Raw genomic sequence first — 24,050 nt, 5'->3', positions numbered from 1 at the left:
GAAGTTGCGCGGCGCAAGTTTTCGTTATTGGCCACACGGCGCGCTGATTCAGCTTAGCGGGGTCAATTTGCCTTCAGGACGCGGAGCAGGGCGCGGAGTAGGGCGAGGACGCGGGCGAGGTGCAGGGCGTTCGATTTCGATCCATTCCTCGGTCACGACTTCGCGGCAAGTCTGGCAATCTTCGTTGTGACGATGGCCATGGCGTCCCTGTGAATGTGTGGCCACCGGCACTAACCTGATTTGCTGGCCATAGCCGAATTCACCGCCGCCAAGTTCATGGCGGCGCAGATATGCATCGCAGTAACGCGTGGCCCAAAGTTCATTGCGGCTCAATTCGCCATCACCGTCACCATCCAGCACAGAACCGATTGCGGCGCCGGCAAGGCCCCCCAGGCCAGCACCGGCCACCGTGCCGAGCAAGCGGTCGCCGCCCGCAATCCGATTGCCCGCAACGCCGCCAACCACTGCGCCCAGCAATCCACCAATCAAGCGACCATTGCGATCCCGGCGGTCTTCATAGCCGCCACCGTCTGCCATCAGATATTGGCAATCGGTAAGCCACTGGTCACGCTCTGCAGCAGTATACGCGAAACGTGGGCCGTTGCCGCGGCCATGTGCCCCATCATGCAAACCATGACGTCCGTGATGCTCGCGCCATCCGTGCCCGTCATGCGATAGCGAGTGGCCCTCTTCACTTACGAAGTGATGGTCGCCCGTAAAGACGCCGTGATACGTGGCATCGATAGTGTGGCCTTGGGCATCAGTATAGGTGCCGGTCCATTCTCCGCGCCAGGTATCTTCACCGCTCCATTCGCCCTCCCAAGCGCCATCATAGCGGCCATCGATCTGTTCCATCTGGCCATGATGCGCTTCGCCGTGATGCCCGTCATGGTGATCATTCTGGGCAAGGGCGGGAACGGAAGTGCCGAGCGCGGCGGCACTGGCAAGAAGTAGGATAGAGCGGCTCGACATCGCGGTAGTTTCCCTCACATGGAGAAGGGCGCACAGCCCAATTAACTCCATATTTACCTTCGAAAGTCGCGGAAAACCAATAGGGCGCTCATTGCTGTCCCGATACGGGGCAATGCGTGGCTACGGGTGAGGCCTCAGATGCGCTCGCCGAGCACCGCAGCGAGCGCTTCGATTCCGGCGCGATCTTCTTCGTCGAAACGCGCGAGTTCGGGACTGTCGAGGTCGATTACCGCGATAACCTGTCCATCACGGATTACAGGCACCACGAGTTCAGACCTGCTGAGCGCGTCGCAGGCGATGTGGCCCGGGAACGCATGCACGTCTTCAACCAACTGTGTTTCACCCTTGGCTGCCGCGCCGCAAACGCCAACGCCTATAGGTATACGGATGCAGGCTGGCCGCCCGATAAACGGCCCCAGCACCAATTCGCCTTCGACCATGCGATAAAAGCCGGTCCAGTTGCAGTCCGGCAGAAATTCACCCAGCAGAGCGGCGACGTTGGCCATGTTGGCAACCCCATCCGGCTCCCCATTGGTCAACGCATCCGCAGCCTCCAGCAAAGCGGCGTAAATCTCGGGCTTGCTGGCCCCTGGAGCAGGTGAGAAGTCATACATGGCAGGGTCTCTAACGCAGGGGCAAAGGCAAATCCATTGCGGCGGCCTTCAGGCTCGCTTATCCAGACGACATGCGCATTCTCAAGAAGATTCTTATCGCCCTGCTGGCCCTGCTCGTTGTTGCCGGGATCGCAATCTGGTTTCTCACCCGGCCCGACGAAGCACAATATGCCTTTGAAGATACCACCGGGACAGATCCGGTTCTGGCAGAACCGGACAAGCAGCTTGTCCCGACTGTTGCCATCGCGAAGCCAATTGGCTGGGGTGATGAAGGCGCACCAACGCCCGGTGAAGGTCTGGTCGTCAACCGGTTTGCAGAAGGGCTGGACCATCCGCGTGTGATTTACACACTCCCCAATGGCGATGTGCTGGTAACCCAGACCAATGCGCCGGAGCGGGAGCTGGCAGGCGGCTGGCTTACCAATTTCGTGGCCGGATTGCTTTTCAGCAAAGCGGGTGCGGGTGATGCATCTCCCAACCAATTGATTTTGCTGCGCGATGCCAATGAAGATGGTGTGGCTGAAGAACGCCATATCCTGCGCGAAGACAATCTCGATTCGCCTTCGGGTATCGCATGGACCGACGGCAATCTGTACATTGCCAACCATGATGCGGTGCTGCGCTTCGATTATGAACTGGGCAGCAACTCCGTGACTGGGACTCCGGAGATTATTGCCGATCTTCCGGCCGCCGGGAATCACTGGATGCGCAATATCATCCTGTCCGCAGACGGTACGCGACTGTTTGTCGCTGTTGGATCGGCGTCGAACATTGGTGAAGGCGGAATGGAGATCGAGGAGGGGCGCGCTGCTATTCACGAGATCAATCTGGCAAGCGGCAATACGCGTATTTTCGGCGCTGGCATGCGCAATCCCAACGGCATGGCTTTCAACCCGTGGACCGGAGAGTTGTGGACCACAGTGAACGAGCGCGACATGCTCGGCAGTGATCTGGTGCCGGATTATATGTCCAACGTGCCTATCGGCGTCCATTACGGCTGGCCGTGGGTCTATTTCAACGATGTGATCGACGAGCGGGTGGAGGCACCGATGCCGCGCTTCCTCACCGAATATACACGCACCCCTCAATATGCCCTTGGGGCGCATGCCGCTGCGCTGGGCTTGGTCTTCACGGAAGAAGGCAGCACAATGGGCAGCGGTTTCGGGCACGGCGCATTTATCGCCCGGCACGGATCATGGAATCGCTATCCGCCCGCAGGTTATGACGTTGTGTTCGTTGAATTTGACGAGCGCGGCAATCCTGTGGGTGAGCCCCGGCAGGTGCTGCAAACTTTCCTGACCAGTGACAATAAAACCTACGGCCGCCCGACATGGGTCGAATGGGACCGGACGGGAGCCCTGCTGGTCAGCGACGATACCGGAAACATCATCTGGCGCGTTACTGCACCAAATGCCGAGGGGACCGCAGCGATCCAGCGCAACAGCGGCGAAAGGCTGCCGCCGCTCCGCGAATTGCGGGGCGATCCAAGACGTGCCTTCGAAGAAGGGGCGATCTCGCCCGAAGACATCATGTAAACCGGAACCTGCGCGTGGCCGATTAAAGCTGTATGCCTGCCCGGCCAGCGAGTTCAGTGATGAAGTGCCACGCGATTCGGCCCGAACGCGCGCCGCGCCGCCTGGCCCATTCGAGTGCCTCTGCCTCGTTCAGTTCCAGCCCGTATTCGTCGGCATAGCCGTGCACAATATCAAGATAATCGCTCTGACTGGCATTGTGAAAGCCAAGTGCCAGCCCGAAGCGGTCTGCGAGTGCCAGATTATCGTCCACACTGTCGCGTGGATTGATCGGGTCGTCCTGTTCGCTGGCATGCCGGGAAAGGATAGCGCGCCGGTTCGAAGTGACTGCCAGCCTTACATTGCAGGGCCGCGCTTCGACCCCGCCATCCAGCCAGCTGCGCAAATGGCGGGGTGTCGCGTCATCGCCGTCCGAAAAGCCTAAATCGTCTAGGAAGACGAGGAAGTTTCGCGGGATCCCGGCAAGCTGCGCAAATAAGAGGGGCAAGTTCGGCACCGATTCGGGGGCGACCTGTACCAGAGCGATATTTCCGCCATCGGATTGGGCCTGCGCCACGGCTGACCGCAGCAGGGCTGATTTTCCCATCCCGCGCGCACCCCACAAGAGCATGTCATGCGCTGCCACGCCGTTTGCCAGACGGATCATGTTTTCGGTCAGCGTGCGCTTCTGCCGGTCGATCCCGCGCAAGAGACGGAGCGAGGGGGCTTCTATCCCGGACACCGACCGCGCGGCGGACCTATCCCAGATATAAGCCGGCGCGCCCAGCCAATCGGTGTTTACGCTGCCCGTGGCTGTCATCTTTTCCAGCGCCGCAGCGATGCGCCCCAGCAGTTCGGCTTGGTTTTCCATGGCTGCTTTCCCTATAGGCGCATTCTATGAGCAGCAATACGCAGACCATCCTCCACGGCGAAGCGGGCATCGCGGAGGCCGCGCAAATCCTGCGTTCCGGCTGCCTTGTCGCCCTGCCGACGGAAACGGTTTATGGTCTGGCGGCAAGGGCTGACAGTGCGGCGGCTGTCGCGCGGATTTATCGCGCCAAGGGGCGGCCCGAATTCAACCCGCTTATTGTGCATGTTGCCTCGATCGCGATGGCGCGGAAACTGGCGGAATTTGACCCGCGCGCGCAATCGCTGGCGGAACGGTTTTGGCCCGGTCCGCTGACGCTGGTGCTTCCTGCCCGCACCGGATCAGGCATCGCGCCAGCGGTTACGGCAGGATTGCCCACCATCGCGCTGCGTCAGCCAGCTCATCCCATGGCAGCCAAGGTGCTTGATACACTTGGCCTGCCACTGGCGGCGCCATCGGCGAATCGCAGTTACGGCATCAGTCCGACGCAGCCGGACCATGTGCTGGCTTCTCTCGGAAATGATGCGCCGCCAGTGCTGGATGGCGGTCGGTGCGAAGCCGGGCTTGAATCCACGATTGTTGCACTCAGGCAGAATGGCGGTTGGCAATTGCTGCGGCCCGGCCCGGTGAGCGCAGAAGAGCTTACCGTATTGCTTGGCCCCGAAGACGATGCGCGCGGCGCTGCGCTTGTAGAGGCTCCTGGGCAGCTCGAACGCCATTATTCTCCGGGGAAGCCGCTTCATTTGGGCGTGGCTGAATGTGCTGAGGGAAATTTCATGATCGGTTTTGGCGATATTGCAGGTGATACAAACCTGTCAGCAAAGGGCGATCTGGCAGAGGCAGCGGCGCGTCTGTACGAGTGCCTGCACTTGGCTGCTCGCTCCCCGCATGATGAAATCTCCGTCGCCCCCGTTCCTGAATATGGCATGGGCCGCGCTATTAATGACCGTCTGCGGCGCGCGGCTGCGGGTTAATCGCCGCGTTCTCTTTCAACAGGGATTGTCGGGATAATCTCGTTCATTTCACGCCGGATGATCACAGCTTGCTGACACGCGTGGTCATCTCCCGCAAGGCATCGATCTTCCAGCTCGGCGTAGTCACGCTGCAATTCGCCTAAACGCTCCTCCCGCTGGCGAATTTCGCGTCCGCGCGCTCGGTCAGACTCGTCCTGACTTGTAGTTGCCCAATCTGCGACCTGTCCCGCTGCGCGGACAGGCGCGGCCGCGACATCAACCAGAGTGCCCGCCACGCAGCCACCCACGCCAAGCGCGGAAAAGGGTGCAAAGAGCAGGACCGCACGCTGCATTGCGAGGCCTCCGGAATACAAAACGGCTGACGGATTCTCTCCGCCAGCCGTTTTTTGCCTTGTAACTGTCTATGCCGCAACGGATTTACGCTGAAGCGTTCCGGATCAGCTTTCGTTTGCTGCCTCGTCAATGCTCGCTTCGGGCGCATCGTCTGCCGGTTCGCAGACAAGTTCGCCAGAACCGATGGAGTTGAGTTCGCAACTGGCCGTTCCGTAGACACGGATATTGCCCGATCCGCCTATGTTCGCCTCGACCGTCCCGTCTGAGGCGAAGCTTGCATTTCCTGACCCGCCAATATTGATTTCAGCCCACTCTGTGCGAAGGTCGGGCATCATTGCAGAACCATTGCCGCCGATGGTGATTTCCAGCCTGTCTGCGCTGCCCGCTGCGGAAACGCTACCGCTGCCGCCAATGACGATTTCGAGCGATTCAGATTCCAAGGTCCCGACCGTCGCGGAGCCGGAGCCGCCGACTACGATTTCTGCATTGCTGTCCATCGTGTCTGCCGTTATCTGGCCCGAACCGCCTATGGCGATCATGGATGGTGCAGGCATGGTGACATTGATTGTGGCAACGTCACTGTCGCTCCAACTTCCCTCCTCCCGGCCGATGGCCAATGTGCCATCCTCCAGCATGAAGCGAAGACGATCTGCGGCGGCATCGCTGCCTTCAACTTCGATCGTGAATTCATCGCCAGCCGTAATATTCACGGTATCCGAACCGCCCAGTGCCACGCCGATCGGCGCATCACCGCTCATATCCAATTCTGCAAGAGGCACGCCTTCCTCGCCATTGATCGTGACGTCCATCCCATCGCAGCCAGCGAGCCCGGCGGCTGCGGCCAGTGCGATGAAGGGGCCAATCCTTCGAACCATTTTTGCAATACCCATTCCAGTCCTCCTGCTTTGTGTGTTGCTCAGGCAATACACGCATCCTGGCAATCGGGCAAAGTCGCTGGTAGATGAATGGCATCGCTTTGCCGAAACCGCGACCGCGCATGAAAAAGGGCCGCTCGCACATGGCGAACGGCCCTTTTGGACTTCAAACTTGATCAGGCGACCTTAGTCGTCGTCAGAATTTTCGTAATATTGCGGCGCATGCTCTTTGAGCACGTCGAGAATCTTGGTGAGCGCTGTCGGCTCATCAGTTTTCTCCATCGCAGCCAGTTCCCGCGCAAGGCGGCTGGATGCGGCTTCGAAGATCTGCCGTTCGGAATAGCTCTGCTCGGGCTGGTCTTCCGGGCGGAAAAGATCGCGCGTTACCTCTGCGATCAGGACGATTTCGCCGGAATTGATCTTTGCTTCATATTCCTGGGCACGGCGGCTCCACATGGTGCGCTTGACCTTGGGCTTGCCCTTCAGGGTTTCCATGGCTTCCTTCAGGGTCTTGTCGCTGGAAAGCTTGCGCATCCCGATCGCTTCGACCTTGTTGGTCGGTACGCGGAGCGTCATGCGCTCTTTTTCGAAACGCAGCACATAAAGTTCCAGCTGCATGCCGGCGATTTCTTCATTTTGCAGTTCGATGACGCGTCCCACACCGTGCTTGGGGTAGACAACATAATCGCCAACTTCAAAAGCGGTCGCATTCGCGGCCATACGGTATTCCTTTCATTCGCAAATCGCTCGCTTTGGCGTGACAAGAACCGTTCCGCAAACAGACGCGGTCGGTTGTTTTCAAGCCTGTTCGTGAAGCGACGACCTGCTTTCCTAGATGCTGGTCACCCCTGCAGGGTGTACAGTCCACGAAGTATATAGCAGATTCGGGTCATAAATTCCAGTCTGGTGCTGCAGGCGCGAACAGGGGGGCATTTTACGCGCTGAACATCACCGGTATTTGGACTCAAGCACCCGATTGCTAGTCATGGTTGGCTGGTAACATCTTGTGAGAAAACAGCTTTGTCCTTTAGAAGGATGCAAGGAGGCGCGTACGACACTTGCACTCGCCGCGCTGATTGTAGTTTTCCCAGCCGCGCAGGGCTTTTCCCAACTGCTCAGCAATTTTCACGGATAGGCCTACGCCTTCGGCGGAAATTGCCGCATCGGCACATGCGCGCGCTTCCATGGATTCGGAGAATTGCATTGCACCGTTCGGTGCAATGGGCCGAACCGGTAGCCCAAATGGCTCCCGATCCACTGATGCGAAAGCATGCGGCGGAATTCGTCCGCAATGTCGCAGCAATTCTCGCTTCAGCTGGAAACTAGTCGCCTTCGCCCGGTTCTGCCGAGAAGAACTTTTCGAACTTGCCTTCAGCACCCTTGAATTCGTCCGCATCTTCGGGCGGATCTTTCTTTTCGGTGATGTTCGGCCATTCGGCGGAAAATTTCGTATTCAGCTCAAGCCATTTTTCCTGGCCGTCTTCGGTATCCGGCAGGATCGCCTCGGCCGGGCATTCAGGTTCACATACGCCGCAATCGATACATTCCGACGGATTGATGACGAGCATGTTCTCGCCTTCGTAGAAGCAGTCCACAGGGCAGACCTCGACGCAGTCGGTGTATTTGCATTTGATACAGGCGTCGGTGACGACATAAGTCATGGGTACTTAAATCCTTCCTGGTTGCTGCCACTTGCTATGGCGAATGAAACGCCAGCGTCAAGGGAGAGTGCGGTAATGCGACTGTGCCTCTGCCGCAGGACCGCGGCGATCGGGCAGGGCTTCGATGGCAATGACTTTCACCACGCGCCCGATGGGAAGGGTAAGGATATCGACGGGCCCAACACCATGATCACTGCTCGAAACGCGAACCCCGTTGCAGCGGATATGGCCTTAGTCGATCCAGCGCTGCGCCACCGCGCGACTTTTTGAAAAACGCAGGCGGCACAACAGCAGGTCGACCCGCATGTCAGCCTTTCAGCAGATCGGCCAATCCGGCGAGCGCCTTGCTGGTGGCCGGCCCGCTTGCGGGCTTTCTGGGAGCGGGTGGCTTGCGGCGACTTTCCCCGCCTTGCGCGCGATTTGCAGAGGTTGAACCCTTTTCGGGCCTCTTTCCGCTCTGATTGTTGCCACCCTTTTCAGCGGGCTTGCGATTGCCTCCGCGGCGGCGCGGGCGGACGTTCTGCAACGAATCCTTGCGCGGTGCGCGCCATGTCCAGGGCGCCGGTCGCGGCGGGCCAAACATGCTGTCTGCAAGCAAAACCGCCTCTCCCTTGCGAAAGCCAGCGTCCTTCATCAGGGCGAGGAAGTTTTCCGCCGCAAGGCCCATGCTGGTGGCAAGGGCGACATCAACACTGAACCCGCGCGAGCTCTTGTCCTGCGCAGTTTGCGCCTTGGCCCGCTGTTCGTGCGCAGCGCGGAACAGCTTTTCGGCCATATCGATACGAATCGCCTGGTTCCCGGCATTGCGATAACCTGCGGGCAATTGCTTGCCGCCTTCGATCACGGCCTCCATCGCTTCGCGCAGATCGCGACGGTCGACACCAAGCTCGCGCAGGAGCTGGCGCGGAGCGGGTTTGAGCATTGCGGGCATATACACATCGAGCGAACCGATAATGACGCCAAGGCGGCGCAGCAGCGGGCGCTTTTCCTTGGGGACATGCGCCAATCCGGCATCTTCACGCCGCACGGTGCCGCCGCGTTCTGCCAGCGTCAGCAGCAGCGCCCGCACTTCGGTTCCGGTATCGGGATCATTCGCGGCCTCCTCCAGACCGCGCAGAGCAGCAAGCGGTGCCAGTTGCTGCACCAGCCATAACTGCAACGCTTCTTCGAGGCGGGAGCGATGAGCCGGATCCATCTGACCCAGCTCCTTCGCCATCACCAGACGCGGCGCAGCGGCGTATTTGCCTTTTTCCAACGCCGCGACAGTTTGATCACCCCGCATCACTTGCCCACCTGCGATGCGCAGTTCACCCAGTTCTTCACCGATCAGCGTGGCAGCCTTTTGCGCCAGCAAAGAGGGCATGTGCTTTTCTGCCGCCGCCAGCATCAGCTTGCGGTCCTCGGTGCTGGCTGTGTCATCAACCACAAAGCGAAATCCCTCGAGATGGCCAATTGGCTGGCCCTCTACCGTCACCTTACCATCATTTTGCAATTCTACGCGCAAGAGACCTGCATCCTTTCCCATTCCACGCATCAATACAGCGGTTCTTCGATTTACGAAACGTTCGGTCAATTTCTGGTGCAGCGCATCGGACAATTTCGCCTCGGCAGCCCTTGCCCGTGCGGCCATTTCATCGCGGGCGAGTACCCAATCGGGTCGCTGACAAATGTAGGCCCAGCTGCGGATGGCGGAAAGGCGGCCTTGTAGCGTATCGATATCGCCCGCCATATTGCCCAGCTCGCCAATTCTTGCAGCAACAAAGTCCGCGCCGATGTGGCCTTCGCGCAAATCGGCCCATAACCGCGCCACGAAACGCGAATGGCCTTCCGGGCCGAGCTGGCGAAAATCAGGCAATTGGCATACTTCCCAAAAGCGGCGCACACTGTCTGGCTGCGCGATTCCATCCACCACATCGCGCTGTTCGGATAGCCGCTTCAGAACAGCGAGATCGATTGCTTCCGGTGCCGGAGCCAAGCCTTCTTGCCGGGGAGGCGCCTCGAGGTCTCCGATCAGCAGATCAATGCTGTCGAAGCGTGGTTGCGCCTCGCGCCAAAAGAGTTTGGTGACAGGGGCAAAGCGGTGCTGCTCGATCGCAAAGACTTCGTCCTCCGTGAATTCGAGCGGTGATCCCGTGCGCCCCCGCCCACCTCCGGACATTGTGCCGAACGTGCCGTCGGTCTGGTGTCGCCCTGCGCGCCCCGCGATTTGCGCCATTTCCGCAGGGGTCAGCCTTCTTTTGCGTACACCATCGAATTTGGAGAGGGCGGCAAATGCCACATGATGGACATCCAGATTGAGACCCATACCAATCGCGTCCGTCGCGACGATGTAATCAACTTCGCCAGACTGAAACAATTCGACCTGGCGGTTGCGGGTTTGCGGGCTGAGTGCGCCCATTACAACAGCAGCACCGCCGCGAAAGCGCCGCAGCAATTCGGCAACCTGATAAACTTGTTCGACCGAAAAGGCGACGATCGCGCTTCGTGCGGGCAGCCGCGATAGCTTGGTCGATCCGGCATGGCTCAAAGTCGAGAAACGCGGCCTTTCCTCGATCTGCGCTTCTGGCACCAAGGCGCGCACCATCGGCTCCAGAGTGGCGGAGCCGAGCAGCATGGTTTCTTCGCGCCCGCGCGCATTCAGCAGCCGATCGGTGAATATATGCCCGCGTTCCCGGTCAGCGGCGAGCTGCGCTTCATCAAGCGCCAGGAAGGCCTTGCCGCCTTCGTTGCTCCACCCGTTGCGCGGCATTGCTTCGGCGGTGCACAGAAAATATCGCGCGTTCGGCGGTTCGATACGCTCTTCGCCGGTGATCAGTGCGCAGGCCGCCTCCCCCTTGATAGCGCAGACCTTGTCATAAACTTCGCGTGCGAGCAGCCGCAGCGGGAAGCCGATGGCGCCCGACGAATGGCCGCACAACCGCTCAATCGCGAGATGCGTCTTGCCGGTATTGGTCGGGCCAAGCACGGCACGGATTCGGCTGTCGGATGAATGGGCGGAACGGGAAGGCATCACTATCTGCGAATCATGGCCGCACAAGCCGGGATACGCAACCAAAGCATCACTTCACGCAGTTTGTCGCGCTCAGGAGTCGCTTGGTCGTCGTTAAGGCGAAATTTACTTTATCCAGCCAGATTTACGCGCAATCACGGGGCCCGGGACCGGGTCGCACCATCAACAGTCATTTGCAATCGCTGCCCATCGACCACGAAGGAACGCATTTTGTTCAAAGACCGCAAAGGCGAGCAGCAGCAAACGGGAGGCGATTATCCGCCTGCCGAGCTGACGCATGCGCAGGTTTTGAACGACGGGGCGCTTGTGCATAATGTTCTGGATGATGGTGATCAGGGCAATTCCACAGACAGGCCGAGTTCGCGCCGCCGGATTGCCCGGGTAACGTCATTTTCCAGCCGGTACCGCGAATGGCGTATCCGCCTGTCATCGCGGGTGGCATCGGCTGATTGGGCACCGGATCTTGCTGAAGACATCGGTTCGCGGCGGTGGCTGCGGGGTGTGGCAACGCTGCTGTGCCTGTCGGCGGTGGCTGCTGCGGCCTGGCCGGGCTTTTCCTCCGTAGAAGCTGCGCCTGCGATGCGGATCGATGATCGCGTGCGTGATGAATTCCGCAGCCAGATGATCATGCCGCTTGCCCTTGGCGGTGACAGTGGCCGCCGGATGGGCGCGACTTTTGCTGTGGCTGAACTGGATAGCGCGCCCGAACGACCGCGCCTCGATCTGGTAGCTACATTGACGCAGGGCGACGGGTTTGACCGGATGCTTCGCCGGGCAGGCGTCGGCGCCGAAGAGGCGACAAAGATCGCCCGCATGATTGCCGCAGCCATTCCGCTGGCCGATATCGAACCTGGCACCCCTATTGATATTACTCTGGGTCGCCGCATCAACGCGAATGAGCCGCGCCCCGTCGATGCGCTGTCTTTCCGCGCGCGCTTTGACCTGCAACTGGCGGTTGAGCGCCGTAACGGTCAGTTGGTTCTCGATCCGCGCCCGATCATGGTCGATGCGACTCCGCTGCGCGTGCGCGGCACTGTGGGAGACAGCCTGTACCGCTCTGCCCGCGCCGTGGGCGCACCGCCGAGCGCTGTGCAGGAATACCTGCGAACGATAGGCAAGGAACTCAACCTCGATAGCGAGATCAGCGGGACCGATGAATTCGACATGATTATCGATTATCGCCGCGCTGCAACGGGCGAAGTTGAAGTCGGTGACCTGCTGTATGCTGCTGTGATCCGTCAGGACCGGCCGCGAGTGCAGCTGATGCGTTTCGGGCGCGACGGACGATTTTACGATGCAGCTGGCGAAGGCACTATGCGTGAGGGATTGGTCCGCCCCGTGCCCGGTGCTGTCAGTTCGCGTTTTGGCATGCGCCGCCATCCGATCCTTGGTTATCGCCGGATGCACTCCGGCCTCGATTTTCGCGCTCGCAGTGGCACGCCCATTTATGCTGCGACCAACGGAACCGTCGATTTTTCCGGCCGAAATGGCGGTTACGGAAATTTCGTGCGCATTCGTCATGGCGGCGGCCTGTCGACCGGATATGCGCATATGAGCCGTATTTCTGTGCGCAACGGCCAAAGTGTAGAGCGCGGACAGGTGATCGGTTATGTTGGTTCAACCGGCCTCTCCACCGGACCGCACCTGCACTACGAAATGTATCGGAACGGGCAGAAAATTGATCCGGCCTCGGTGGAATTTGTGACCCGTGCACAACTTTCCCAGGAACAGCTTGCGAATTTTCGTCAGCAATTGCTCAGGCTGCAATTGGTCGAAGCCGGCGCGGCGCTCACCGATTTGGCACCCGATCCGAGCATGACTGCGGAGCCGGTTCGCGAAATCGACCGGATCGAGAACCGCCAGCGCGTGAACTAGGCTGCTTTTGCGTGATAGAGGGCTGCGCTGAGGGTGTGGTTGAGGATCGGGCTGCGGACGTGCCGTGTTCGTGCATTGCCCGATTCACGGTTTTCCGGCAGGACATCGACCCATGAACAGAAGTTACCCCAACACACGGCTGCGGCGCACCCGCGCCAACGGCTGGAGCCGCGCCATGGTGCGCGAAAACTTGCTCACCCCGTTAGATCTGATCTGGCCGCTTTTCGTTACCGACGGCAAAGGGGTAGAGGATCCTGTTTCCAGCCTCCCCGGCGTATCGCGCTGGTCGGTCGACGGCATTGCAGCGCGCGCCAAAGAAGCGGTGGAGCTTGGCATCCCGTGCATTGCGCTGTTTCCCAACACGCAGGAGGCCTTACGCACCGACGATGGGGTAGAGGCGCACAATCCTGACAATCTGATGTGCCGCGCGATCAGGGCGGTGAAGGATGCCTGCGGGGAAGATATTGGCGTTCTGACCGATGTCGCACTCGATCCCTATACCACGCATGGGCAGGATGGGCTGGTGAACGATGCCGGCTATGTCGTGAATGACGATACCGTTGCCATGCTGGTCGACCAGGCGATCAATCAGGCAGAGGCGGGCGCGGACATTATCGCTCCGTCGGACATGATGGATGGCCGTGTGCGCGCCATTCGCATGGCGCTGGAAATGGGCGGACACCACAATGTCCAGATCATGGCCTATGCGGCCAAATTTGCCTCTGCCTTTTATGGCCCGTTCCGCGATGCCGTGGGCAGCGGAGACCGGCTGGTGGGCGACAAGAAAACGTATCAGATGGACCCGGCCAATGGCGATGAAGCACTGGCTGAAGTCGCACTGGATATTGCCGAGGGCGCGGACAGCGTGATGGTGAAGCCGGGCCTTGCCTATCTCGATATCATTTACCGCGTGAAGCAGCGCTTTGAAGTGCCGGTGTATGCCTACCAGGTAAGCGGCGAATACGCTCTGATCGAGGCGGGTGCTGCCGCAGGGGCCGGGGACCGCGATGCCTTGCTGATGGAAAAGCTGATTTCATTCAAACGTGCGGGATGTTCCGGCGTTTTGACTTATCACGCACCGATAGCTGCCCGGCTTCTGCATGGCTGATTTCCGTCATGAAACAGAAAGACTGATCCTGCGCGATTGGCACGAGGAGGATTGGGCAGAGCAATGGCGTGTTACCGATACGCCGGCGGTTATGCGCTGGCTGGGCGGCATCATGGGCGAGCATGGCCGCGCCGAGCAGATCGCGCGGATCGAACAATGCAGGGCGGCCCATGGATTTTCTTTCTGGGAGGTCGAGCGCAAGGGCGACGGCGGGCACCTGTCAGGCGAAATGCTGGGTATGTGCGGGCTCAAGCGCGCCAATGCCCCGGGAAGCTCGGTTACAGACACAATGGAAGTGGGTTGGCGCTTTCGCGAGGACGCATGGGGCCATGGATACGCCAAGGAAGCTGCCATTGCCGCGCTCGATTTGGGTTTTACGCGGTTCGGCGCAGATGAGATCGTGGCGCTTACGGTAGATGGCAATGCGCCGAGCTGGGGTCTCATGAAAAAGCTTGGAATGCAACGCCGCGCTGATCTTGACTACACCGATACGCGATATGGCGCGGATCTGAACCCGACCATTGTCTATGCAATTACTGCGGAGGAATGGGGACGCCGTTCCGATGACTAGCTCCATAGCTTCCGGCGCTGCCCCGCGCCGCTGGCTGTTCACGCTCACTATTCTGGCAGGCAGTTTTCTGCTGTTTCTGGTGCAGCCGATGGTTGCGCGCATGGCTTTGCCGCGCCTCGGTGGGGCGCCCAACGTCTGGAACAGCGCGATGCTGGTGTATCAGGCGCTGCTGCTGGGTGGATATGCCTATGCCCATTTCATCGGGCGCTTCTCGCTCGTGCGACAAGGGATGGTCCATATCGCAATCTTGCTGCTGGGCGGTTTGACCTTGCCATTGGCGCTGGCTGAAATCGCACCGCCTGCGCCAGGGTGGGAGGCCTTATGGGTGCCATGGCTGTTCATGCTGACAGTTGGCCCGGCGTTTTTTGCTATTTCTGCGCAAGCCCCGCTGATCCAGCGCTGGTTTGCTGCGCATCCCGATGCCGGCAACCCTTATCCGTTGTATGCTGCATCGAATCTGGGAAGTTTCGCCGGATTGCTGACCTATCCACTTATCGCAGAGCCTTTGCTTTCGATCGGCGCGCAGAGCCTGTACTGGACGTTCGGGTATGCCCTGCTGATCGTATTTGTGATTGCGGCGGTCTTGGCGCGGCGCGGAAGTGATACACCGGTTGTGGCAGCAATGGTTTCAAAAGATGCTGTGACCGCCCACCGCACCTCCTGGAAGACTGTTCTGTTGTGGCTGGCACTGTCGGCCGTTCCTTCGGGCCTGATGCTTTCCACCACGACTTTCCTAACAACAGATATCATGGCGATGCCGCTGCTCTGGGTGATCCCGCTCGGCCTGTATTTGCTCAGCTTCAGCATCGCATTTGCGGAAAAACGCGCAATTGCCGGCATATTCGTGTTTCTCGCACCTGTTGTGCTGCTGGTTGATGGTTCGCTGTCTATGTTCTCTGCCGGACGGGCAGACCTGCTGGCTGCCGTGGCCAGCATCGTGCTATTGTTCGTCACTGCTGTCGCGCTGCATTCGCGGATGTATGAATACAGGCCGCCAGCGTCGGAGCTCACTCGGTTCTATCTCGTGATGTCGCTTGGCGGCGTTTTGGGCGGCTTGTTCACGGCGCTGATCGCGCCGGTTGTGTTTGATTGGACGTGGGAGCACCCGTTGCTGATCCTCGCCGCTGCCGCGTTGTTGCCGCTCGGGCCGTGGAAGCAATTGATCGGAGACCGTTTCAGCAATCCACGAATGGGCTTGATTCTCCTCGGGGCAACGCTGCTCATTGTGTTCAATGGCGCACTAGGCGTGTTCCAGTCCTCATTGGCGCAATCGCAATTGTCGGCGGTGCAATGGGCGGCGTTGCTTGGCATTCTGCTTCTTTCCGTTTTGCTGGCGGCGCGGCGCTGGTCATTTGTGATGGGGACAGCGGTATTGCTGCTGTCGCTTGGCGGTATTTCCAACTTGCTGACCAGCTTTGAAGGCGACCGCGAACGCAGCTATTTCGGCATTTATTCACTTCGGGATGAACCAGACGGCGACAAGCTGCTGATGCACGGCACCACCATTCACGGTGTGCAGCGTTCAGGGGATGAAGCCGCACAGGAGCCGACTGCCTATTATGGCCGCAACTCGGGAGTTGGCCGTGCGTTGCTGCAGGCGGGCGAATTGTTTGGCGCCGATGCCCGAGTAGGAGTTGTTGGCCTGGGTGTCGGCACGTTGGCTTGTTACCGTGAAGAGGGACAGGACTGGACTTTCTTCGAAATCGACCCGGAAGTGCTGCACTATTCGGAACGCGGCGATTTCACCTATCTTTCGCGCTGCGCACCCGACAGCCCGACTATCATCGGAGATGCCCGGCTGGAGCTGGAAGCGATGGATGCGGACCGCTTCGATATCCTTGTGATTGACGCCTTCAGTTCTGATGCCATCCCGCTTCACCTGCTGACGGCGGAGGCGCTCGATATATATTTGCGCTCAACCAGCGATGATGGCCTACTGGTGATGCACATTTCGAACAATTATATCCGCCTGGAGCCTGTGATTGCGCAGCTGGCGCAATCTCGAGGGCTGGCGGCAGTCGTCCGCTCGGACACCGAACTTCAGGAAGACGGGCTGTTCGCCTCGACCTGGGTGGCACTTGCACGTGATCCGGCGCGCATCGCTGCGCTTGAAGCTGAAGGCGGCTGGCGAGAGCTGGAACCACCAGAAGGCCCCGTATGGACCGATGATTACGCTTCAATCCTTCCTTATCTTGTGTGGGAGAACTTCTTGTGATCGATTCCCGCTTCCCCGGCGCCACCATCATGGAATTCGAAGGCAAAGTGCCGCAAATCCATGAAACTGCCTTTATTGCGCCCGGTGCGCGGATTATTGGTGATGTGACCATCGGACCAAAAGCTAGCGTCTGGTACAATTGCGTGCTGCGCGGCGATATTCACAAGATCGAGGTCGGCGCGCGGTCCAATGTACAGGACGGCAGCGTTTTTCACGTCGAAGGCCCACGCCCCGATACTGACGGCGAACCCACGATCATCGGTGAAGATTGTGTAATCGGCCATATGGCGGTGGTGCACGGCTGCCAGCTGTCAGACCGCGCTTTTGTCGGCATGGGGGCCGTGGCGATGGACGGATCGCGCATTGCGGCAGGCGGGATGCTTGGCGCAGGCGCATTGCTCAGCCCAAACAAGCATATTGGCGAAGGCGAGATATGGATTGGGCGTCCGGCGAAATATTATCGCACACTGGATGAAGCGCAGATCGCCAAGATCAGGTTCCAGACCGAGCGGTACTGCAAGCTGGCGCAGAAGCACCTTGCCCAAATTCACGGCTGAGCTGAGAAAGTAGCGCCGCGCAACTTCCTAATCCCGGATCAACTTCCGCAGCGCTTCAATCCGGTCCGCTTCGTGCACCGGCTTGTCCCAGCGGACGCGGTGGATGCGGGGGAAGCGCATTGCGAGGCCCGATTTGTGGCGCTTGCTTTCGTGCACGCTGTCAAACGCGACTTCGAACACCAGCGTCCGCTCCACTTCGCGCACCGGGCCGAAGCGATTGAGAGTTGTCTGGCGCACGACCTTATCGAGTTTCTTGAGCTCTGCATCGGTGAAGCCTGAATAGGCCTTCCCCACTGGCAGCAAGTCCGCACCCGCGTCTGGATCGCCATTCCAGCAGCCGAAAGTATAGTCCGAATAGAAGCTGGAGCGTTTCCCGCTGCCGCGCTGCGCATACATCAGCACGCAATCCACCAACAGGGGATCGCGCTTCCATTTGTACCACAACCCGGTCTTCCGGCCCGGCACATACAGGCTGTCGCGCCGCTTCAGCATCAGCCCTTCGATGGCATCATCACGCGTGCCCTCGCGTATTTCGGCAAGGTGATCGAAATCGCGCGCTTCGACAAGCTGGCTAAGATCAAAATGGCTATCGGGCAGGCGCGGCATCAGGCCTTCAAGTTGGGTGCGGCGGTGCTGCCACTCGCGGCCGCGCAAGTCCTCGCCATCCACCGATAGTACGTCATACAACCGCACGAAGGCGGGGCTTTCGGTCAGCATTTTCTTGCTGACAGTCTTGCGCCCAAGCCGTTGCTGCAAGGCATTGAAGCTCGCCGCGCCGCCGGTTTCGCCGCCTTGCGCCGTGCCGCGCACCAGCAATTCACCGTCCAGTACGGCTGGCAATTGCAGCGCGCCCAAAAGCTCCGGAAAGGTGGCCGAGATATCGTCGCCGGAACGCGAATAAAGCCGCGTCTCACCTGCAACGTGGACGAGCTGCACGCGAATACCGTCCCATTTCCACTCCGCTGCATAGTCTGCCAGATCGACGTGCAGTTCCTCCAGCGGGTGGGCCAGCATGAAGGGCTTGAACAGAGGGATATGGGCCGTGTCGGGGGCATCATCTCCGTCAGCAGCCCAAGCAAACAGTTCCAAATAGGGTGGGCCGAAAGCGTGCCAATATTCTTCCACCGCATCGACAGACACGTCGAAGGCCTGCGCAAAGGCGACTTTGGCAAGGCGACTGGACACGCCAATGCGCAGCCCACCGGTCGCCAGCTTGAACAAGGCATAGCGGCCAGCGGAGTCGAGCCGGTCGAGCAATTGCGGAAGTTCAGAGGCCACATTGGCGCGGGTCATTGCCGACAGCGCATCAACCGCTTCGCTCACAGTCGGCGGCGGGCCCGTCTCACCCAGCGGCTCCGGCCACAGGAAGCTGGCCGTTTCTGCCGTATCGCCAACAAAATCACGGCTGAGCGTCCACAGCACCGGATCAACCCGCTCTTTCAGCAGATTGCGGATGGTGGAGGATTTGACCGCTTTGAAGTCCAGCCCGTCAGTCAGCGCAGCCATTGCCCAGCCGCGATCCGGGTCAGGGGTGGCGCGCAAATACTCCGCGATGAGGCGCAGTTTCTCATTGCGGCTGCGGGTGTATACCAGCGCATCGAGCAGGGCGGCGAAGGCTTCCACCTAGTCGTCCTCGTCCTCTCGGCCAACCATCGCCAGCGCGCGGGCGCGGCGCTGATGCAATTGGTGCCAGCGCAGCAGAGCTTCCTCGCGGCCATGCGTGATCCAGGTTTCGTGCGGGTTCACTTCTTCGATTGTGCGGGTGAGTTCAAACCAGTCGGCATGGTCCGATATGACCAGCGGTAGCTCCACATTGCGTTGCCGGGCGCGCCCTCGCACCCGCATCCAGCCGCTGGCCATGGCAGTGATAGGATCGGGCAGGCGGCGGCTCCACCGGTCGTTCAATGCAGATGGCGGGCAGATTACGATGTGGCCGCGCATATCGTCCTTGTCGTGGTCCATCACCATCCGAAGCTCACCCAGATCGACGCCGAAATCTTCGTACAGGCGGCACATCTTTTCCATCGCGCCGTGCAGGTAGATGGCCTGCGTGTGGCCGACTGCACGCAGCTCCGCGATAACGCGCTGCGCCTTGCCGAGTGCATATGCGCCCACGAGAACGCAGCGATCTGGATAAGCCGCCAGACGGTCCAGCAGCTTCGCCATTTCGTCCTCGATCGGGGGATGCGCAAACAGCGGCAGTCCGAACGTGGCCTCTGTAATGAAGATATCGCAGGGCGTGACTTCGAAGGGAGGGCATGTCGGATCAGCACGGCGTTTATAATCGCCGGTGATCACAACCCGCTCGCCTGCATGTTCCAGAAGGATCTGCGCACTGCCGAGCACATGGCCTGCCGGAATATAGGTCGCGTCCACACCGCCTGTGAGCCGCACCGTCTCGCCATATTCAACCGGCGTGATGTTTTCGCGGATGTTATAGCGCAGGTCCATGATCGCCAGCGTTGCAGGAGTGGCGACGGTCGCACCGTGTCCGCCGCGCGCATGATCGGCGTGGCCGTGCGTGACCAGAGCCTTGTCTACCGCGCGTGAGGGATCAATCCAGCAATCAGCTGGCTCTACATAGACCCCGTGCGGGTGCGGCTTGATCCAGGAAAATGGTGCGGACATCGGTTAGGAAATCCGCCGAACGCGCTGGTGTTCCGGGATCAACCGCTTTCCCGTGCACGCACGATCTCTTCATCATGTCTCAGGATCTGGTTTCGCGGGTCGATCTGCACATGACCAGTACCCTCTGGCAATGTGATCGTGGCCGCCCCGCCCGGCATCGGAATGCGCATGGTGCTGCCGCCGTAACGCAGTTCGACCGGCATTTCGAAGGCCAATTCGGAACGGCTTTGCCATTCCATAGTCAACTGATCGCCGCCGCGCGAAATTACCAGTCGCGGCAATTCGGCTTGGTAGAAATAGGCATCGAAGAACCAATCCAGATCGTGCCCGCTCATTTCCTCCAGAATCACGCGAAAGTCGTCGGTTGTGCGGTTGATCGGGGCGATTTCTCCGGGCACCGGATTGTCTGTGCCATACGTCAGGCGGGTCAGCGCAGGGAAGATCACATCCTCACCCACCAGATAACGCAGGCTGTGCATGATCCACGCTCCCTTGGCGTAGATATCGATGCCCCAGCCTGCTTCGCGGTCGTTGTAATCGGGCAAGGTGCCTTCAGAGGGTACCAGCGGCACTCGGCTGCCAATCATCTGCCGCTGGCGCCACATTTCCGATGCGTAAAACATCTCTCCGCGCGCCCAGCCCAGATACAGTGGCTGCATCCATGTGCCGATCCCTTCATGCAGCCACATGTGGTTGATGCTTGCATGGGTCAGCTGGTTGGCGAACCATTCATGCGCGAATTCATGCGCCAGCAGCCAATCATAGCCCAGGGCGCTGGGCCGGAACCGGTTGCCATAGGCGTTGATCGTCTGGTGCTCCATGCCCAGATGCGGCGTTTCTACGATCCCTGCCTTTTCATCGCCGAAAGGATAAGGGCCGATCGTTGTCTCGAAAAAGTCGAGATAGCTGGCCATTTCCGCATTCAGGCGGCGCGCATCCTTGTTATTGCCAGGAAGGTGCCAGAACTGGATCGGGATGGTGTTGCCAAAGCGGCTTTCGTACAACCGTTCGGTCAGCTCATAGGGGCCAATCTGGAGGGAAATGCCGTAATTGCTCGGGTCGCGCGCACTCCAGTGGAATGTCGTGGTGTCATCGTCGTTTTCGACAGTCTCGACCAAGCGGCCATTGCCCGCCGCGATCAGGCCGTCAGGAACGGTGACGAGCGTATCCATCGTGCCGATGCGGCTGGAAGAATGATCGATACACGGCCAGAACATATCGCAACCCTCGCCTTGCACGGCGGTAGCGATCCATGGCTCGTCTGCGGGTGTGCGGTCCCATACAAAGCCGCCTTCCCAAGGCGCGTTCAGGGCAACGTGAGGGCTGCCGGAGTAGGCGATTTGGACAGTGACGTTGTCGCCCGCCGATAGCGGCGCCGGCAAATCGATGCTCAGCAAGCCATCAGGATTGCTCCACGCGATTTCGGGAAGCGCTGCACCATCCACTTGGATCGAAGCGATATCAAAACGCGGATCGAGATCGAATGCGAGCGAGCTTTGGCCGCCGCGCATGATCACTGCGTAGACGCCTTCGGCTGAAATGCTCTGGCTCGCGGGATCGACCGCGATGGAAAGCGTCACATGCTCCAGCAGCATATCGGCACGCGGTCCGTCGAGCGGAAGATCGCTTTGCGCGGTCCGTTCGGACAGTGGCGGTGCGGCTTGACCGAAAGCGGTAACGGGAAAGGCGAGCGTGGCTGCGCAGAGCGACAGCGCAAGAAAGCGGAACGTCATGGCGGGAGCTTATCCCGCCATGCACGTTTCGCCTAGTCCTTAGCTTTCGCTCTCGTCCTTGCCGGCATCATCGCCCTTGTCCGATGCCGGAGCTTCGGGCTTTTTCGGTGCAACCTTCTTTGCCGCCGCCTTGCGCTTTGGCTTGGCTTTGGCCTTGGGCGGCGCCGGAGTAAGCTCGAAATCGAGCTTGTCGTCCTTAACCTTCACATGCACCTCGCCGCCGCTCGCGAGTTTGCCGAACAGCAGTTCTTCAGCGAGCGGTTGTTTGACCTTTTCCTGGATCAAACGCGACATCGGGCGGGCCCCCATCAGCTTGTCATAGCCGCGCTCGCCCAGCCATTCTCGCGCGTCGCCATCGAACTGGATGTGCACATTCTGGTCGGCCAGCTGCAATTCCAGCTCAAGGATGAACTTGTCGACCACGCGGCTGATGGTTTCCGTGCCAAGGTAGCCAAACGGCACGATCGCATCGAGACGGTTACGGAATTCCGGCGTGAACATCTTTTTCACGGCCTCTTCGCTGGCTTCAGTCTTCTGGCCAGCGCCGAAACCGATGCCTTGCTTGGCCGCATCGGATGCACCGGCATTGGTCGTCATGATCAGGACAACGTTGCGGAAATCGACCGTTTTGCCGTGATGGTCCGTCAGCTTGCCGTTATCCATCACCTGCAGCAGAATGTTGAACAGGTCCGGGTGCGCCTTCTCGATCTCGTCGAGCAGCAGCACGCAGTGCGGATGCTGATCGATGGCATCGGTCAGCAGACCGCCCTGATCATAACCGACATAGCCCGGAGGCGCGCCGATCAGGCGGGAAATGCTGTGCCGTTCCATATATTCGGACATGTCGAAGCGTTTCAGCTCAATGCCCATGATGGAAGCGAGTTGCCGCGCGACTTCGGTTTTGCCGACGCCGGTGGGGCCGCTGAACAGGAAGGAGCCGATAGGCTTGTCCGGATCGCGCAGGCCTGCGCGGCTGAGCTTCATGGCGGTGGACAGGCGGCTGATCGCCTCATCCTGCCCGAACACAACGCGCTTCAGATCCTTGTCGAGCGTGCCAAGCGCCTTCTTGTCATCCTTGCTGACCGATTTGGGCGGGATGCGCGCCATTGTCGCCACGACCTTTTCGATCTCCTTCGCGGTGATCGTCTTGCGGCGGCGGCTGGGCGGCACGAGCATCTGCATGGCGCCGACTTCGTCGATCACGTCGATCGCCTTGTCCGGCAATTTGCGGTCATTGATGTAGCGAGCGCTCATCTCCACCGCAGTTTTGATGGCATCGGGCGTGTATTTGACCTTGTGATGCTCCTCGAATGCACTGCGCAGACCCTTGAGGATCTTGATCGTGTCTTCGACAGTCGGCTCATTCACGTCGATCTTTTGGAACCGGCGCAGCAGGGCGCGGTCCTTTTCGAAGTGATTGCGGAATTCCTTGTAGGTGGTCGAACCGATGCAGCGGATCGTACCGCCCGAAAGCGCGGGCTTCAGCAAATTGGACGCATCCATTGCCCCACCACTGGTCGCCCCAGCACCGATGACAGTATGAATTTCGTCAATGAAAAGAATGGCATCAGGCAATTTTTCAAGTTCGTTGACAACTTGTTTCAGCCGTTCCTCGAAATCACCGCGATAGCGCGTGCCAGCCAGCAGCGCGCCCATGTCGAGCGAGTAGATAACCGCCGGCTCCAGCACTTCGGGCACATCGCCTTCGACGATCTTGCGCGCCAAACCTTCGGCAATGGCCGTTTTGCCAACGCCGGGATCACCCACATAAAGCGGATTGTTTTTTGAACGGCGGCACAGGATCTGGACCGTGCGATCCACTTCGGGGCCACGGCCGATCAGGGGATCGATCCGGCCATCAAGCGCCTTCTGGTTAAGATTGACGCAGAACTGGTCGAGTGCGGAATCCTTTTTCTTTTCCGGCTTTTCATCGCCGCGAACCTGGCCTTCCTCTTCTGCGCCTTCAGCCGACCGGTTTTCGATCTGCCTGCCGCCCTTGCCAATGCCGTGGCTGATAAAACTGACTGCATCGAGCCGGCTCATATCCTGCTGCTGCAGGAAATAGACTGCGTAGCTGTCCCGTTCGGAAAATAGTGCGACCAGCACATTCGCGCCCGTCACAACGTCTTTGCCGGAGGACTGCACGTGCAAAATCGCGCGCTGGATAACGCGCTGGAACCCGGCAGTTGGCTGCGGATCGGCGTCCTCCTCGGTCTTGAGCGACTGGTATTCCTGATCGAGGTACTGCCGCACCACGCCGGTCAACTCTGCGGTGTCGACACCGCACGCGTCCATCACTTCGGCTGCGTCGGTATCGTCGACCAGCGCCAGAAGCAGATGCTCCAGAGTGGCATATTCGTGGCTCCGGTCGATCGCATGCTGGATCGCATTATGGAGAGTTTTTTCGAGGTTCTGTGCGAAACTTGGCATCAGTGTCCTTGGTTCTGGCTGTTTTGAGCCGGGATTACGCCACTTGTCGGGCTTTTGGTTTTGTAATTAGTGATATGGTGCGCTGTTGCGCCGATTTTAAGAGGTCCGAAGGGCC

Annotated in this window: 21 protein-coding genes; 7 read left to right on the top strand and 14 right to left on the bottom strand. The window is 59.7% G+C overall.

Features of this window, described 5'->3' with window-relative positions; all coding sequences use genetic code 11:
* Positions 1–48: 48 nt before the first annotated feature.
* Together AB731_RS02070 and AB731_RS02065 are read right to left on the bottom strand one after the other, a co-directional pair.
* On the bottom strand, positions 49–972 hold the full coding sequence (locus AB731_RS02070; protein ID WP_156167327.1) for a glycine zipper 2TM domain-containing protein: 924 nt from the start codon (positions 970–972) through the stop codon (positions 49–51).
* Positions 973–1,106: 134 nt separating this feature from the next.
* Complete coding sequence (locus tag AB731_RS02065; RefSeq protein ID WP_047092616.1) at positions 1,107–1,586, bottom strand: GAF domain-containing protein; 480 nt, start codon at positions 1,584–1,586, stop codon at positions 1,107–1,109.
* Between the two features lie 71 nt (positions 1,587–1,657).
* Here AB731_RS02065 and AB731_RS02060 point away from each other — a divergent pair, with 71 nt between their 5' ends.
* The gene (locus AB731_RS02060) at positions 1,658–3,121 is read left to right on the top strand and encodes a PQQ-dependent sugar dehydrogenase (protein WP_047092617.1); all 1,464 of its coding nucleotides are present in this window, start codon (positions 1,658–1,660) and stop codon (positions 3,119–3,121) included.
* Between the two features lie 22 nt (positions 3,122–3,143).
* On the opposite strand, the gene AB731_RS02055 is transcribed toward AB731_RS02060, so the two are convergent.
* Entirely contained in the window at positions 3,144–3,968 is an 825-nt protein-coding gene (locus AB731_RS02055) for a DUF815 domain-containing protein (RefSeq protein WP_047092618.1), read from the bottom strand.
* Positions 3,969–3,994: 26 nt separating this feature from the next.
* Here AB731_RS02055 and AB731_RS02050 point away from each other — a divergent pair, with 26 nt between their 5' ends.
* Positions 3,995–4,939, top strand: a complete 945-nt coding sequence (locus tag AB731_RS02050; protein WP_047092619.1) for an L-threonylcarbamoyladenylate synthase — start codon at positions 3,995–3,997, stop codon at positions 4,937–4,939.
* On the opposite strand, the gene AB731_RS02045 is transcribed toward AB731_RS02050, so the two are convergent.
* The 7 genes from AB731_RS02045 to AB731_RS02020 form a co-directional block, all read right to left on the bottom strand.
* The gene (locus AB731_RS02045; RefSeq protein ID WP_047092620.1) at positions 4,936–5,271 is read right to left on the bottom strand and encodes a hypothetical protein; all 336 of its coding nucleotides are present in this window, start codon (positions 5,269–5,271) and stop codon (positions 4,936–4,938) included. The two genes, AB731_RS02050 and AB731_RS02045, sit on opposite strands and share 4 nt — an antisense overlap.
* A gap of 105 nt (positions 5,272–5,376) precedes the next feature.
* Complete coding sequence (locus AB731_RS02040) at positions 5,377–6,162, bottom strand: head GIN domain-containing protein (RefSeq protein WP_047092621.1); 786 nt, start codon at positions 6,160–6,162, stop codon at positions 5,377–5,379.
* A gap of 171 nt (positions 6,163–6,333) precedes the next feature.
* Complete coding sequence (locus tag AB731_RS02035; protein ID WP_047092622.1) at positions 6,334–6,867, bottom strand: CarD family transcriptional regulator; 534 nt, start codon at positions 6,865–6,867, stop codon at positions 6,334–6,336.
* Between the two features lie 307 nt (positions 6,868–7,174).
* Positions 7,175–7,333: a hypothetical protein gene (locus tag AB731_RS14070; RefSeq protein ID WP_197076208.1), complete on the bottom strand. Its 159-nt coding sequence runs from the start codon at positions 7,331–7,333 to the stop codon at positions 7,175–7,177.
* Between the two features lie 136 nt (positions 7,334–7,469).
* On the bottom strand, positions 7,470–7,808 hold the full coding sequence (gene fdxA / locus AB731_RS02030; RefSeq protein ID WP_047092623.1) for a ferredoxin FdxA: 339 nt from the start codon (positions 7,806–7,808) through the stop codon (positions 7,470–7,472).
* Positions 7,809–8,039: 231 nt separating this feature from the next.
* Positions 8,040–8,114: a S4 domain-containing protein gene (locus tag AB731_RS14350; RefSeq protein WP_156167387.1), complete on the bottom strand. Its 75-nt coding sequence runs from the start codon at positions 8,112–8,114 to the stop codon at positions 8,040–8,042.
* A gap of 1 nt (position 8,115) precedes the next feature.
* Complete coding sequence (locus AB731_RS02020) at positions 8,116–10,818, bottom strand: helicase-related protein (protein WP_047092625.1); 2,703 nt, start codon at positions 10,816–10,818, stop codon at positions 8,116–8,118.
* A 210-nt stretch (positions 10,819–11,028) separates the two neighbouring features.
* Here AB731_RS02020 and AB731_RS02015 point away from each other — a divergent pair, with 210 nt between their 5' ends.
* The 5 genes from AB731_RS02015 to AB731_RS01995 all read left to right on the top strand — a co-directional run bounded on the left by AB731_RS02015 (position 11,029) and on the right by AB731_RS01995 (position 17,144).
* Positions 11,029–12,693 carry a M23 family metallopeptidase gene (locus AB731_RS02015; protein WP_047092626.1) on the top strand — a complete coding sequence of 555 codons (1,665 nt, stop codon included), beginning with the start codon at positions 11,029–11,031 and terminating at the stop codon, positions 12,691–12,693.
* 112 nt (positions 12,694–12,805) lie between these two features.
* On the top strand, positions 12,806–13,801 hold the full coding sequence (hemB, locus tag AB731_RS02010) for a porphobilinogen synthase (protein WP_047092627.1): 996 nt from the start codon (positions 12,806–12,808) through the stop codon (positions 13,799–13,801).
* A complete protein-coding gene (locus AB731_RS02005; RefSeq protein WP_047092628.1) occupies positions 13,794–14,372 on the top strand; it encodes a GNAT family N-acetyltransferase in 579 nt (192 codons plus the stop codon). The genes hemB and AB731_RS02005 overlap by 8 nt, the downstream gene beginning before the upstream one ends.
* A complete protein-coding gene (locus tag AB731_RS02000) occupies positions 14,365–16,587 on the top strand; it encodes a fused MFS/spermidine synthase (protein WP_047092629.1) in 2,223 nt (740 codons plus the stop codon). Before AB731_RS02005 ends, AB731_RS02000 begins: the two co-directional genes overlap by 8 nt.
* A complete protein-coding gene (locus AB731_RS01995; protein WP_231638804.1) occupies positions 16,584–17,144 on the top strand; it encodes a gamma carbonic anhydrase family protein in 561 nt (186 codons plus the stop codon). Before AB731_RS02000 ends, AB731_RS01995 begins: the two co-directional genes overlap by 4 nt.
* Positions 17,145–17,171: 27 nt before the next feature.
* Here the strand turns inward: AB731_RS01995 and AB731_RS01990 are convergent, their stop codons facing one another.
* The 4 genes from AB731_RS01990 to clpA are packed head-to-tail and all read right to left on the bottom strand — an operon-like array spanning position 17,172 to position 23,935.
* Complete coding sequence (locus AB731_RS01990) at positions 17,172–18,767, bottom strand: cisplatin damage response ATP-dependent DNA ligase (RefSeq protein ID WP_047092630.1); 1,596 nt, start codon at positions 18,765–18,767, stop codon at positions 17,172–17,174.
* Positions 18,768–19,772 carry a ligase-associated DNA damage response exonuclease gene (locus AB731_RS01985; protein WP_047092631.1) on the bottom strand — a complete coding sequence of 335 codons (1,005 nt, stop codon included), beginning with the start codon at positions 19,770–19,772 and terminating at the stop codon, positions 18,768–18,770.
* A gap of 38 nt (positions 19,773–19,810) precedes the next feature.
* A complete protein-coding gene (locus AB731_RS01980) occupies positions 19,811–21,505 on the bottom strand; it encodes a M1 family metallopeptidase (RefSeq protein ID WP_052768901.1) in 1,695 nt (564 codons plus the stop codon).
* A gap of 39 nt (positions 21,506–21,544) precedes the next feature.
* Entirely contained in the window at positions 21,545–23,935 is a 2,391-nt protein-coding gene (gene clpA / locus AB731_RS01975; RefSeq protein ID WP_047092632.1) for an ATP-dependent Clp protease ATP-binding subunit ClpA, read from the bottom strand.
* Between the last annotated feature and the right edge of the window lie 115 nt (positions 23,936–24,050).

It is taken from the genome of Aurantiacibacter marinus (assembly GCF_001021555.1).
Taxonomy (GTDB): Bacteria; Pseudomonadota; Alphaproteobacteria; order Sphingomonadales; family Sphingomonadaceae; genus Alteraurantiacibacter; species Alteraurantiacibacter marinus.
The sequence above is the reverse complement of the archived record's forward strand: the minus strand, read 5'-3'. Positions and strand labels throughout refer to the sequence as shown.

What these genes read in the sequence shown, in the direction of transcription:
- AB731_RS02070 (WP_156167327.1), bottom strand. Translation starts at nt 972, where the DNA reads ATGTCGAGCCGCTCTATCCTACTTCTTGCCAGTGCCGCCGCGCTCGGC.
- AB731_RS02065 (WP_047092616.1), bottom strand. Translation starts at nt 1,586, where the DNA reads ATGTATGACTTCTCACCTGCTCCAGGGGCCAGCAAGCCCGAGATTTAC.
- AB731_RS02060 (WP_047092617.1), top strand. Translation starts at nt 1,658, where the DNA reads ATGCGCATTCTCAAGAAGATTCTTATCGCCCTGCTGGCCCTGCTCGTT.
- AB731_RS02055 (WP_047092618.1), bottom strand. Translation starts at nt 3,968, where the DNA reads ATGGAAAACCAAGCCGAACTGCTGGGGCGCATCGCTGCGGCGCTGGAA.
- AB731_RS02050 (WP_047092619.1), top strand. Translation starts at nt 3,995, where the DNA reads ATGAGCAGCAATACGCAGACCATCCTCCACGGCGAAGCGGGCATCGCG.
- AB731_RS02045 (WP_047092620.1), bottom strand. Translation starts at nt 5,271, where the DNA reads ATGCAGCGTGCGGTCCTGCTCTTTGCACCCTTTTCCGCGCTTGGCGTG.
- AB731_RS02040 (WP_047092621.1), bottom strand. Translation starts at nt 6,162, where the DNA reads ATGGGTATTGCAAAAATGGTTCGAAGGATTGGCCCCTTCATCGCACTG.
- AB731_RS02035 (WP_047092622.1), bottom strand. Translation starts at nt 6,867, where the DNA reads ATGGCCGCGAATGCGACCGCTTTTGAAGTTGGCGATTATGTTGTCTAC.
- AB731_RS14070 (WP_197076208.1), bottom strand. Translation starts at nt 7,333, where the DNA reads ATGGAAGCGCGCGCATGTGCCGATGCGGCAATTTCCGCCGAAGGCGTA.
- fdxA (WP_047092623.1), bottom strand. Translation starts at nt 7,808, where the DNA reads ATGACTTATGTCGTCACCGACGCCTGTATCAAATGCAAATACACCGAC.
- AB731_RS02020 (WP_047092625.1), bottom strand. Translation starts at nt 10,818, where the DNA reads ATGCCTTCCCGTTCCGCCCATTCATCCGACAGCCGAATCCGTGCCGTG.
- hemB (WP_047092627.1), top strand. Translation starts at nt 12,806, where the DNA reads ATGAACAGAAGTTACCCCAACACACGGCTGCGGCGCACCCGCGCCAAC.
- AB731_RS02005 (WP_047092628.1), top strand. Translation starts at nt 13,794, where the DNA reads ATGGCTGATTTCCGTCATGAAACAGAAAGACTGATCCTGCGCGATTGG.
- AB731_RS02000 (WP_047092629.1), top strand. Translation starts at nt 14,365, where the DNA reads ATGACTAGCTCCATAGCTTCCGGCGCTGCCCCGCGCCGCTGGCTGTTC.
- AB731_RS01985 (WP_047092631.1), bottom strand. Translation starts at nt 19,772, where the DNA reads ATGTCCGCACCATTTTCCTGGATCAAGCCGCACCCGCACGGGGTCTAT.
- AB731_RS01980 (WP_052768901.1), bottom strand. Translation starts at nt 21,505, where the DNA reads ATGACGTTCCGCTTTCTTGCGCTGTCGCTCTGCGCAGCCACGCTCGCC.
- clpA (WP_047092632.1), bottom strand. Translation starts at nt 23,935, where the DNA reads ATGCCAAGTTTCGCACAGAACCTCGAAAAAACTCTCCATAATGCGATC.